10 protein-coding genes are annotated in these 12,249 nt (G+C 49.0%); all 10 read left to right on the top strand.

Annotation, left to right across the window (positions count from 1 at the left end; genetic code table 11):
- The coding region (locus tag ACI4J0_RS06840) for a carbamoyl phosphate synthase small subunit (RefSeq protein ID WP_439765067.1) at nucleotides 1-776 on the top strand (776 nt) is incomplete at its 5' end.
- Between the two features lies 1 nt (nucleotide 777).
- Complete coding sequence (gene carB / locus ACI4J0_RS06835; protein ID WP_439765066.1) at nucleotides 778-3,969, top strand: carbamoyl-phosphate synthase large subunit; 3,192 nt, start codon at nucleotides 778-780, stop codon at nucleotides 3,967-3,969.
- A gap of 69 nt (nucleotides 3,970-4,038) precedes the next feature.
- Nucleotides 4,039-4,875 (top strand): hypothetical protein, encoded by an 837-nt coding sequence (locus tag ACI4J0_RS06830; protein WP_439765065.1) that lies wholly within the window; start codon nucleotides 4,039-4,041, stop codon nucleotides 4,873-4,875.
- Nucleotides 4,876-4,894: 19 nt separating this feature from the next.
- On the top strand, nucleotides 4,895-5,674 hold the full coding sequence (locus ACI4J0_RS06825; protein ID WP_439765064.1) for a dihydroorotate dehydrogenase electron transfer subunit: 780 nt from the start codon (nucleotides 4,895-4,897) through the stop codon (nucleotides 5,672-5,674).
- A 1-nt stretch (nucleotide 5,675) separates the two neighbouring features.
- Nucleotides 5,676-6,584, top strand: coding sequence for a dihydroorotate dehydrogenase (locus ACI4J0_RS06820; RefSeq protein WP_439765068.1), 909 nt, complete (start codon nucleotides 5,676-5,678; stop codon nucleotides 6,582-6,584).
- The gene (locus ACI4J0_RS06815; protein WP_439765063.1) at nucleotides 6,578-7,249 is read left to right on the top strand and encodes a histidine phosphatase family protein; all 672 of its coding nucleotides are present in this window, start codon (nucleotides 6,578-6,580) and stop codon (nucleotides 7,247-7,249) included. Before ACI4J0_RS06820 ends, ACI4J0_RS06815 begins: the two co-directional genes overlap by 7 nt.
- Nucleotides 7,246-7,674, top strand: a complete 429-nt coding sequence (gene ruvX / locus ACI4J0_RS06810; protein WP_439765062.1) for a Holliday junction resolvase RuvX — start codon at nucleotides 7,246-7,248, stop codon at nucleotides 7,672-7,674. Before ACI4J0_RS06815 ends, ruvX begins: the two co-directional genes overlap by 4 nt.
- Nucleotides 7,675-7,825: 151 nt before the next feature.
- On the top strand, nucleotides 7,826-10,072 hold the full coding sequence (locus ACI4J0_RS06805; RefSeq protein ID WP_439765061.1) for an anaerobic ribonucleoside triphosphate reductase: 2,247 nt from the start codon (nucleotides 7,826-7,828) through the stop codon (nucleotides 10,070-10,072).
- Nucleotides 10,062-10,589, top strand: coding sequence for an anaerobic ribonucleoside-triphosphate reductase activating protein (gene nrdG, locus ACI4J0_RS06800; RefSeq protein ID WP_439765060.1), 528 nt, complete (start codon nucleotides 10,062-10,064; stop codon nucleotides 10,587-10,589). The genes ACI4J0_RS06805 and nrdG overlap by 11 nt, the downstream gene beginning before the upstream one ends.
- Nucleotides 10,590-10,611: 22 nt before the next feature.
- Complete coding sequence (locus tag ACI4J0_RS06795) at nucleotides 10,612-12,210, top strand: ABC transporter substrate-binding protein (protein WP_439765059.1); 1,599 nt, start codon at nucleotides 10,612-10,614, stop codon at nucleotides 12,208-12,210.
- Nucleotides 12,211-12,249: the final 39 nt, after the last annotated feature.

Genomic DNA, 12,249 nt, shown 5'->3' with positions numbered 1-12,249 from the left:
TCGGTATCCACTCCATAGACACCAGATGTCTTACAAGAATTATCCGTGAAAGCGGCGTTATGAACGGCGTTATCACCACGGAAAATGTTTATGAGAAAAAGGACGAGCTGCTTGAGCAGATAAGAGCCTTCTCCATAAAAAATGCGGTGAAGTCCGTTACCGTTAAGGAGCCTGAGGTGTTTATGGCAGAGGATCCTCTTTACAACGTTGTCCTCTACGATTTCGGCTACAAGTTCAACATCAGAAGAGAGCTTGTTAAGAGAGGCTGCAATGTGACTGTTGTTCCTGCGGGCACTCCTGCGGAAGAGGTAAAGGCAATGGCTCCCGACGGAATAATGCTTTCAAACGGTCCCGGCGACCCTGCCGAGAATACTGAGGTCATTGAAAATCTCAAGAAGCTGAAGGGATACAACATTCCCATATTCGGCATCTGTCTCGGACATCAGCTTATGGCGCTGGCAAACGGCGCTAAGACCGAAAAGCTCAAGTACGGTCACAGAGGAGCAAATCAGCCTGTTGTGGATATCGCTCTTGACAAGACCTTTGTTACCTCTCAAAATCATGGTTATGCGGTAATAAACGACAGTATCTCTCCCGAGGTCGGCGAGGTCTCACACAAGAACGCAAACGACGGCACCTGCGAGGGCGTAAGATATAAGAATTTCCCCTGCTTTACCGTTCAGTTCCACCCCGAAGCCTGCGGAGGTCCCCAGGACACCGCTTATCTCTTCGATGAATTTATTGATATGATCAAATCCTCAAAGGAGGTCCAGTAAAATGCCGCTTCGCAGCGATATAAAAAAAGTTCTTGTAATCGGCTCGGGTCCCATTATCATCGGACAGGCTGCCGAATTTGACTATGCGGGTACTCAGGCGTGCCGTGCTCTCAAGCAGGAGGGACTTGAGGTAGTTCTTATCAACTCAAACCCCGCTACCATTATGACCGACAAGGCTATGGCGGACAAGGTGTATATCGAGCCCCTGACCCTTGACGTTGTAAAGAAGATAATCAAGATAGAAAAGCCCGACAGTATCCTTTCCACTCTGGGCGGACAGACAGGTCTCACCCTCTCCATGCAGCTTGCGGAGTGCGGCTTCCTTGAGGAAAATAACGTTAAGCTTCTCGGCGCAAATCCCGAGACTATCCACAAGGCTGAGGACAGACAGGCTTTCAAGGACACTATGGAAAAAATAGGCGAGCCTGTTATCCCCTCAAAGGTGGTTGAGACCGTTCCCGACGCTGTTGAGTTTGCCAAGGTCATAGACTATCCCGTTATCGTCCGTCCCGCATTTACTCTGGGCGGCACAGGCGGCGGTATCGCTTATAACGAGGAGGAGCTTATCGACATTGCCACAAACGGTCTGAGACTTTCTCCCATTACTCAGATACTCGTTGAGAAGTGCATAAGCGGCTGGAAGGAAATCGAGTTTGAGGTGATAAGAGACAGCAAGGGCAATGTTATCACCGTCTGCTCAATGGAAAACTTCGACCCCGTGGGCGTTCATACGGGCGACTCCATCGTTATCGCTCCTGCGGTTACTCTTACAGACAAGGAATATCAGATGCTCAGAACTGCGGCTCTGAACATTATTTCCGAGCTTAAAGTAGAGGGCGGCTGCAACTGTCAGTTTGCACTTCACCCCACCTCCTTTGAATATGCGGTCATCGAGGTAAATCCCAGAGTTTCCCGTTCCTCCGCTCTTGCATCAAAGGCTACAGGCTATCCTATCGCAAAGGTTGCCACAAGAATTGCTATCGGCTACAGCTTAGACGAGATAATCAATCAGGTAACGGGCAAAACATATGCCTGCTTCGAGCCTGCTCTTGACTATGTTGTTGTTAAATTCCCCAAGTGGCCCTTTGATAAATTCGTTTACGCAAAGCGTACTCTGGGCACTCAGATGATGGCTACGGGCGAGGTAATGGCTATCGGTACCTCTTTCGAGCAGGCTATGATGAAGGCTGTCCGCTCCATTGAGCTGGGGCTTGATTCCATGAATCTGAAAAAGCTCAAAGACCTTTCCGATGAGGAAATTTTTGACAGGCTTTACAATGTTGACGACGAGCGCTCCTTTGTGGTATTTGAGGCAATAAAGAGGGGAGTGGCTCTTGAGAAGATTCACGAGATCACCATGATAGATATGTGGTTTTTGTCAAAGCTTAAAAATCTTGCTGATCTGGAAAGCTATCTTGCAGACGGAGAGCTTACCTGCGAGAAGTATGACCTTGCAAAGAAATACGGCTATCTTGACAGCACCATTGAGCGTATGAGCGGTCAGAAATGCCCCAAGAGGACAAGAGCCGTGTTCAAGATGGTCGATACCTGCGCAGGCGAGTTCAAGGCTGAGACTCCCTATTTCTACTCCACCTTTGACGAGGAGAACGAGGCAAGACAGTTTATCGACCGCACCGATACGGGCAAGAAAAAGGTCATCGTTTTCGGCTCGGGTCCTATCAGAATAGGTCAGGGCATCGAGTTTGACTACTGCTCCGTTCACTGCGTATGGGCGCTTAAAGAAATGGGCTATGACGCAGTTATCTGCAACAATAACCCCGAAACTGTTTCCACAGACTTTGACACAGGCGACAGACTTTACTTTGACCCCCTTACCAAGGAGGACGTGGAAGCTATTATCGAGACCGAGCAGCCCTACGGCGTTGTTGTTCAGTTCGGCGGTCAGACTGCCATCAAGCTTACAAAGCACCTTTCCGAAATGGGCGTGCGTATTCTCGGTACATCTGCCGACAGCATTGACGCTGCGGAGGACAGAGAGAGATTTGACGAGCTGCTCAATAAGTGCGGCATTCCCCGTCCCGCAGGTCACACGGTCATGAACACTGAGGAGGCGCTGAAAGCCGCTCAGGATCTGGGATATCCCGTTCTTATGCGTCCCTCCTACGTTCTCGGCGGTCAGAATATGATAATCGCTCACTCCGACCAGGATATTATCGAGTATATGGATATCATTACCAGAACAACTCTGGAAAATCCTGTGCTTATCGACAAGTATATGATGGGCAAGGAGGTAGAAGTTGATGCTATCTGCGACGGCACCGACTTCCTCATTCCCGGAATTATGGAGCATATCGAGCGTGCAGGCGTTCACTCGGGCGACTCTATCTCCGTATATCCCGCCCTCACTCTTACCAAGAAGATAAGGGAGACAATTATCGAGTACACAAGACGTCTTGCTACCGAGCTTCACGTTATCGGTCTTGTAAATATCCAGTATGTGGTCTATAATAACGAGGTCTACGTTATCGAGGTAAATCCCCGTTCTTCGAGAACAGTGCCCTACATTTCCAAGGTCACAGGCGTTCCTATGGTGGATATCGCCACAAAGATAATGTTCGGTCACACCCTCAAGGAGCAGGGCTATGAAAGCGGTCTTTACAAGGAGGCTGATTTCATTGCCGTAAAGGTACCCGTATTCAGCTTTGAAAAGCTCCACGATGTGGATACCGCTCTCGGCCCCGAGATGAAGTCCACAGGCGAATGTCTCGGCATTGCCCGAACCTTCGAGGACGCATTGTTCAAGGGACTTATCGCCGCAGGCTACAATATGAAAAAGGACGGCGGCGTTCTTATCACAGTCCGCGACACCGACAAGCAGGAGATAATCTATGTTGCGGAGAAATTCGAGCAGCTGGGCTTTGATATCTATGCTACAGGCGGAACAGCGGCTACTCTAAACAGGAATATGGTTGCCGCAAACGTTGTCCGCAAGGCCTCCGAGGAAAAGCCCAATGTTATGACGCTCCTTGACAGCGGCAAGATAAATTACGTTATCTCCACCTCGGCAAAGGGACGTATCCCCGCATACGACAGCGTTAAGATACGCCGAAAGACCGTTGAGCGCTCCATCTGCTGCCTGACGGCTATCGACACCGCCAATGCGGTTGCGGATATACTTGCAATGGGCAAGAATATTGACGATATGGAAATGATAGACATAACAAAAATCTGACGGTTAATCAGGGCTGTAACCGAAAGCTTTCGTTACAGCCCGTCTTTATAGGACAGGGGGTCATACCTTATGAACGAGCTTGAAGAGGACATTATCCGCGAGCATATGTACGAGGAGCACAGAGCGCGCATGGAAGTGGTCAGAAAAAATATGAACGGTGCCAGGATATACAACGTTTATTTTAATCTCTTAGTGACCTTCGTCAGCGTTTTCGGGCTGTATCTCTGGTTCTGCTATACCAATGCGGGAATAAAGCTTGCCCTTACTCTTGCTGAGGAGGTAGGACAGATATCCTTCCCATGGTATGCCGTGACATTTTTCCTTACTCCTCCCGTGGCTGTAATGAGCTATCTTGCGGACATTTACCTGGTCAAGAAGCTGAATATCGCCTGCCAGATCATCTATCTTGTCATGCTTCTTTTTTCTGTTTCAAATCTGTTTATCAGATTTGAGCCTATGACATTCTGGGGAATGATACTGCTCATAGTTTATTCGGGACTGGGCTTATGGACCCAGGACCTTGCGGTGAGAAGCTATAAGGAGCTGGATCATCTGCGCACACAGGAGGGCTTTCCCGATTTCAACTACGGCATTGAGCGTGACAGACATTCACGGTTTGTGAAGTATCGTGAGAAATGGCTCAAAGATCAGAAGAAGCAGGATTATTATTCAGACAGGGAAAAGCCCGTTTCCGAATTTGCCGTAGTTCCTGCCGAAAAAAGTGACCGTATGGACGGTATCAGCGTTGATACGGACGTTTGCAGCGATTGGTTCGAGGGAAAGGACGAGGCTCCCGCAGAGGAAAACAAGGCCGCTTCCGATATGGAGCAGCTTGAGGCAGACCCCTCTCTTCTCCCCGACAGCTCGGAATACATTATTGACGACATAAGACATAAACCATTATAACGAAAGGACGGCTGTTTATATGAAATACACCCAGGGGCTTTACCCCATTATCAGCAAAAAGGCTATTGCGGCTGAGGTATACGATATGACTATCCGCTGTCCCCATATTGCCAAGGCGGCGGTATGCGGTCAGTTTGTAAATATCAAGGCTGACGGATTTATGCTCCGCAGACCTATTTCCATCTGCGGTATCGACAAGGAAAAGGGCACTCTCAGAATAGTTTTCGAGGTAAGAGGAAAGGGCACAAAGGCGCTTTCCCGGCTTTCCGAGGGTCAGCTTATAGATATTGTGGCACCCCTGGGCGGCAGGGGCTTTACCCTTCTTGAAAAGGATAAAAAGGCTGTCATCATCGGCGGAGGAATAGGCAATCCCCCTATGCTCCCCATTGCGGAGCATTACGGAAGTAATGCGGTGGTCATAAGCGGTTTCAGAAATGCTTCTGCGGTTATCCTGCAGAAGGATCTTGCAGCTTCGGGAGCCGAGGTCATTCTCTGCACAGATGACGGTTCAGCGGGACGAAAGGGCTTCGTTACCGACGCGCTTGCAGAGGTTTTAAAGAAAGAAAAGCCCGATATCATTTACGCCTGCGGTCCTTCCGTAATGCTCAAGAGAATAATTTCTCAGGCAAAGGAATCGGGAGTAAAATGTGAGGTCTCTCTTGAGGAGAGAATGGGCTGCGGCGTGGGCGGCTGTCTGGTTTGCGCCTGCCGCACCATAAGAGACGGCGAGGAATACTACGCTCACGTATGCAAGGACGGACCTGTTTTTGATGCAGAGGAGGTGCTTTTCGATGACTGATATGTCAAGGCTTGGAATTGATTTCGCAGGCGTTCATTTTAAAAATCCCATTATCCCTGCTTCGGGAACCTTCGGCTACGGAAAGGAATTTGAGGAGTTTTATCCTCTTTCAGAGCTGGGCGGAATATCCGTAAAGGGCACAACGGGAGCAAGACGAAACGGCAATCTTCCCCCGAGAATTGCGGAAACTCCCTCGGGTATGCTAAACAGCGTTGGACTGCAAAATCCCGGAATAGATCATTTTATCGCCGAGGAGCTGCCCTACCTTAAAACCAAGGATACCGTTATCATCGCAAATATCGCAGGCAGTACCGCTGACGAGTACCGCGAGATAGCCGAAAAGCTTGACGGCACCGATGTGGATATGATAGAGGTGAATATTTCCTGTCCCAATGTAAAGGCAGGGGGAGCAGCCTTCGGAGTTTCCTGCGAGGGTGCGGCTCAGATAACAAAAATCGTGCGTAATGCTACCAAAAAGCCTGTTATGATGAAGCTTTCGCCCAATGTGACAAGCATTGCGGACATTGCAAAGGCTTGCGAGGCTGAGGGCGCAGACGCGGTTTCCCTTATCAACACGCTCCTCGGAATGAGGATAGATATCCGCACAGGCAGACCGATACTTCACAACAACGTGGGCGGACTGTCGGGTCCTGCGGTATTCCCTGTGGCAGTGAGAATGGTATGGCAGGTGGCCAACGCCGTAAATATCCCCGTATGCGGAATGGGCGGCGTTTCAAGCTGGGAGGACGCCGTGGAGATAATGATGGCGGGTGCGTCGATAGTTCAGGTGGGCGCGGCAATATTTAACGACCCCATGACCCCCGTTAAGATAACCGAAGGACTTTCGGATTACTGCAAAGAGAAGAATATTATGCTCAGTGACATTATCGGAGCGGTCAAGCCGTGGTAAGGATATATCTTGTGCGTCATGCCGAAGCCGAGGGCAATGTGAAGGAGTTCTTTCAGGGACGCACTGATACAAGCGTCAGCGAAAAAGGTCGCCTGCAGCTTGAAAGGCTTGCTGAAAGGTTTAAGGATATCCCCATTGAAGCCCTGTACTCAAGCCCCCTTAAAAGGGCGATGTCCACCGCCGAAGCAATTAACAGATATCACGGTCTGCCCATTATCACAGATGATGAGCTTATGGAGATAAACGGCGGTGACTGGGAGGGCGTAACATGGTCGGAGCTTCCCGAAAAATTTCCCGGGGAATACCGTATGTGGAAAGAGGAGATAAACCATTTTGCCGCTCCGAACGGGGAGTCCACCAAACAGGTATATGACCGTATGAAAGCGGCAATGAAACGAATCGCATCTGAAAATGAGGGCAGGACTATCGCCGTAGTTTCCCACGGAATGGCAATAAAGGCATATCTTAACTGCGCCGAGGGCAGGGAGTGGGAAAACTATGCAGACCCGGGCTGGGCTGACAATACGGCTGTGTCGCTCATTGAGTATGACGATGAGCTTATACCGAAAATAATTTTCAAAAATGACGGCTCTCATCTTGAAGGAGGACTGTCCACCCTGGCGGTATCAAATTGGTGCAGCGATGAACTGGAGGCAGCAAAATGAGAATAATGAGCGTAGATTTCGGCGACAGCAGAACGGGCATTGCCGTTTGCGACAAAAGCGAATTTCTTGCTTCACCGCTTACGGTCATATTTGAAAAGAACTTCGACCGCTGCCTTGAAAAGACCGCCGAGCTTGCCAAAAAGGAGCAGGCGGAGCTTCTGGTGGTAGGATATCCCAAGAATATGAACAACACCGTAGGGGAGAGGGCGGAAAAATGCGCTCTCTTCGGCGAGAAGCTTGAGGAGCTTACGGGAATAAAGGTGGTCATGTGGGACGAGCGCTGCACTACCGTATCGGCTCACAACTATCTCAACGAGGTAAATGTCCGCGGAAAAAAGCGGAAAAACGTGGTTGACGCAGTTGCCGCCGTAATAATTCTTGAAAGCTATATGGGCTACAGAAAGAACAGCGGTCCACAGGCATAAAAGTATATAAATGTCAAGACGGCAATTTATACAAAATTGCCGTCGCTTTTTGTAAATCGGCGCTGTTGACAAGCGGGCATAAATACTATATACTATAATTTAGTGTGTATATTTTACTATATATTGTGTTTTTAGGAAAGACGGTTTTAAAATGATAACTCATATCGTAAAAAGAGACGGACGAAAAGATACCTTTAATATCGAGAAGATAGCCAAGGCGATCTACAAGGCTGCCGAGGCTGTTGGAGGCACCGACTACAATGCTTCAATGGAGCTTGCGGTCAAGGTCTGCGACCTGTGCGAAAAGAAGTACGGCAGCAGCAGCACTCCCACCGTTGAGCAGATACAGGACCTGGTGGAGAAGGTGCTTGTGGAGGAGGGTCACGCCAAGACCGCAAAGGCGTATATCCTCTACCGCTCCGACCGCACCCGTTCCCGAGAGATGAACACCAAGCTGATGAAGATATACGAAAATCTTACATTCAAGGCGGCAAGAGACAGCGATATCAAGCGCGAGAATGCCAATATCAACGGCGATACGGCAATGGGTACGATGTACAAGTACGGCTCGGAGGGCGCAAAGCAGTTCTACAGTATGTACGTTATCGACCCCACTATAGCCAAGGCTCACGAGGAGGGGGATATCCATATCCATGATATGGATTACTATACTCTTACTGCCACCTGCTGTCAGATAGACCTTATCAAGCTTTTCAGAAACGGATTTTCATCGGGTCAGGGACATCTGAGAGAGCCGAATGATATACTGTCCTATGCCGCTCTTGCCTGCATTGCCATAGAGTCCGACCAGAACGATATGCACGGAGGACAGAGCATACCGAATTTCGATTATGCAATGGCACAGGGCGTGGCAAAGACCTACAGAAAAAAATATCGGGAGAACGAGGCTCGCTGTCTGGAGCTGCTCTGCGGCTGTGAAAATGCCGAGGAGACGGCTGAAAGGATCGCAGAGGAGATATTTTCCGAAGAGAATATTTACCCCGTTATGGATAATAATAACGGCTATAAAGAGGCGGAGCTTGCACGTCTCCTTGAGTTCACCGACAGGGAAACTGCGGAGCGCATACAGTCCTACTGCTGCACCGAAGCCTTAAAGGAGACGGACAGAGAGACTTATCGCGCAATGGAAGCCTTTATCCATAACCTCAACGCTATGAACAGCCGTGCGGGAGCGCAGGTGCCTTTTTCCTCCATAAATTACGGAACGGACACCACTTCCGAGGGCAGAATGGTCATCAAAAACATTCTTCTTGCCAATGAAGCAGGTATCGGCAACGGCGAAACGCCCATATTCCCCATTCACATTTTCAAAATTAAAGAGGGGATAAATTACGATCCCGAGGATATAAATTACGACCTTTTCAAGCTTGCCTGCAGGGTTTCCGCAAAAAGGCTCTTCCCTAATTTCTCCTTTATCGACGCACCCTTTAATCTGCAGTATTACAAGCCAGGGGACTACAATACCGAGATAGCTACCATGGGCTGCCGCACAAGAGTCATCGGCAATCATTTCGACCCCGAACGTGAGATAGTTACGGGCAGAGGAAATCTCAGCTTTACCTCCATAAATCTTCCCAGGCTTGCCATCAGAGCCAACTCAAATGTGGGAGCCTTTTTCGACAGCCTTGAGGAGATTATGGATATGGTCTGCGAGCAGCTTATGCACAGATACCGTATCCAGGCGGAGAAAAAGGTTCGCAATTTTCCCTTCCTGATGGGTCAGGGCGTATGGATAGATTCGGAAAAGCTTAGTCCCGATGATACGGTGGGCGAGGTTTTGAAGCACGGCACATTGTCAATGGGCTTTATCGGTCTTGCGGAATGTCTCAAGGCGCTTATCGGCAAGCATCACGGCGAGTCCGAGGAGGCGCGTGCTCTGGGACTTGAGATAGTTACCCGAATGAGAAAGCGAATGGACGAGGAAGCTATCCGCACGGGAATGAATTTCTCTCTTCTTGCCACTCCCGCAGAAGGACTGTCGGGCAGATTTGTCCGTATGGACAGAAAAAAATTCGGCAGCATAGAGGGAGTTACGGATAAGGATTATTACACCAATTCCTTCCATATCCCCGTTTACTACAAGCTCAGCGCATTCGAAAAAATTAAGATCGAAGCCCCCTATCATGAGCTTACAAACGGAGGACATATAAGCTATGTGGAGCTTGACGGCGACCCGATGAACAATCTGGAGGCATTTGAAAAGATAGTCCGCTGCATGAAGGAATCGGGCATCGGCTACGGCTCCATAAACCACCCTGTTGACAGAGACCCCGTATGCGGATATACGGGCATCATAGGCGACGTTTGTCCGAAATGCGGCAGACGTGAGGAAGAGCACGGCTATGTTCACGAAAGGATAAAGAGAATTGCAAACTGATACGGAAAACAATGTCATACTGCGTATTGCGGGGATAACAGACGATTCTATCGTTGACGGTCCGGGCATAAGGCTCACCGTTTTTGTTCAGGGCTGTCCCCATAACTGCGAGGGCTGCCACAATCCTCAGACCCACGATTTTGCAGACGGCACCGATATCACTCTCGGGGAGATAATGGACAGGATAAACGCAAATCCTCTCCTTGACGGGGTAACGTTCAGCGGGGGAGAGCCCTTCTGTCAGGCGGCGGCGCTTTCAAAGCTGGGGAGAATGATACGTGAAAAAGGACTTAATATCATCACCTACAGCGGATATACCTATGAGTATCTGACAGAACATTCCGACAGCGAAAACAGCTTCGGAGAGCTTCTTGATGTAAGCGATCATCTGGTGGACGGACCTTTTGTTTTAGCGGAGAGGGACCTGACCCTTAAATTCCGCGGAAGCAAAAATCAGAGGATAATTGACTTGAAAAGATCTGCGGAGTGCGGCAGGGCTGTGACGGCGGATATATAAAATAATAGAAATGAGGGACAGTATGAACAGGAAGGCTTTATTTTTTACGGCTGCACTTGCTCTGCTGTCCCTCTGCGCCTGCGGAGGAGAGGACGACGGAGCAGACGGGGAGTTTTATGCCGTGATTTCGGATAATCCCCAAAATCTTGACCCGCAGATGGCAGTTGACAGGCAGTCGATGTTCGTTATCAGGAACACCTATGCTCTGCTTATGGATACAGACGGCGACGGACGGCTAATAAACGGCGCGGCGAAAAGCTACAGCGTTTCCGAGGACGGTCTCACCTATACATTTGAGCTCAGAGACGGACTTTTCTGGTTCGGAATGAACGGAAAGGGCGGTGTGCCCCTGACCGCTTACGATTACGAATACGCTTTCAGGAGAATTTTTGACGCGGGAACTCACTCGCCCTATGCAGAGCTTTTCTCCTGCATAAAGAACAGCAGGGCAGTTTACGGCGGAGCAAAAAGTGCATCTGAGCTTGGTGTGCGTGCACAGGACGATCATACTCTTGTGATAGAGCTTGAGACTCCCGACTGTGATTTCTTAAAGCTTATGGCTCATACTGCCGCCGCACCCTGCAATGAGGAGATATTTCTGTCCACAAGGGGAAGATACGGCTTATCTGCGGCAGACACCTATTCCTGCGGTGCATTTTACATCAGCGACTGGAACTACGACCCCTACTGGACGGACAACCACATTACCCTTGAGAGGATAAACTGCAATTCCTCCGAGGGCTACATGACCTATCCACAGCTGGTGAATATTATCATTACAGACGAGAGGGCAAACACAGAAAAATCCAAAAACTTCCAAACGGACGCTTATGCCGCCCGGACTATCCTCGAGTATGATAAAAATACTGCAAGGGATTATGACATCAAGGAATATGTCTGCGGCACCGCCTGCCTTTTTCTTAATTCGGATATTGAGCCGTTTTCGGATATTGAAGTGAGAAAGGCATTCTTTTCGGCTGTGGACAAGACGGGTATCACAGCGGAGCTGAGCGAAGATTCCGTTTTGGCGTGGGATATCATTCCCGAGGCTGTGACCGTTGCAAATAAGAGCTTCAGAGAGCTGTTCCCACAGTCGGAAAGGGCAGTAAAAGGTTCGGCGTCAGTGTGGAAGAAAATGGTTTCGGAGCATAACGAAATTGATTTCAACAGCAGCGTCCTTCTGGCTTCGGACGCTCTTAGCTCTCAGTCAATGCCCTATGCCATAGTTTCAGACCTTGAGGAAAGGCTTGAGCTTTACTGCTCTCCTGTTTTTAAAAACGAGACGGATTTCAGAAAGTCGCTGCAGTCGGGGGAGGAGACCTTTTATATCGATACGATCACCGGAGACATAAATCTTGCCGAGGATTTCCTTGAGAGCGTTTATGAAGCCTGCGGATTTGAGGATAAGGAGGCTGAAGAGTATATTGCCCGTATGCAGAGGTGTGCAGACCTTAACGAGAAAAAGGATATCATAAAAAAAGCCGAGGACTGCATTATTGATAATGCATATGCACTGCCTCTTTCCTATGAAAAAAAATATCTTCTTTATCTGACCGATTCCCGTGATATTTATTTTGACCCGTACACCGAAACCATGTTTTTTAAATATGCCAAGAAATAGCAGATATTAACAAAATGTAAAATTATGCTTTCTGCTTGA

It is taken from the genome of Huintestinicola sp. (genome assembly GCF_051882455.1).
Classification (GTDB): domain Bacteria; phylum Bacillota; class Clostridia; order Oscillospirales; family Ruminococcaceae; genus Huintestinicola.
This window is presented reverse-complemented; position numbering and strand designations above follow the sequence as displayed.

What these genes read in the sequence shown, in the direction of transcription:
- ACI4J0_RS06830 (WP_439765065.1), top strand. Translation starts at nt 4,039, where the DNA reads ATGAACGAGCTTGAAGAGGACATTATCCGCGAGCATATGTACGAGGAG.
- ACI4J0_RS06805 (WP_439765061.1), top strand. Translation starts at nt 7,826, where the DNA reads ATGATAACTCATATCGTAAAAAGAGACGGACGAAAAGATACCTTTAAT.
- ruvX (WP_439765062.1), top strand. Translation starts at nt 7,246, where the DNA reads ATGAGAATAATGAGCGTAGATTTCGGCGACAGCAGAACGGGCATTGCC.
- ACI4J0_RS06820 (WP_439765068.1), top strand. Translation starts at nt 5,676, where the DNA reads ATGTCAAGGCTTGGAATTGATTTCGCAGGCGTTCATTTTAAAAATCCC.
- ACI4J0_RS06795 (WP_439765059.1), top strand. Translation starts at nt 10,612, where the DNA reads ATGAACAGGAAGGCTTTATTTTTTACGGCTGCACTTGCTCTGCTGTCC.
- ACI4J0_RS06825 (WP_439765064.1), top strand. Translation starts at nt 4,895, where the DNA reads ATGAAATACACCCAGGGGCTTTACCCCATTATCAGCAAAAAGGCTATT.
- carB (WP_439765066.1), top strand. Translation starts at nt 778, where the DNA reads ATGCCGCTTCGCAGCGATATAAAAAAAGTTCTTGTAATCGGCTCGGGT.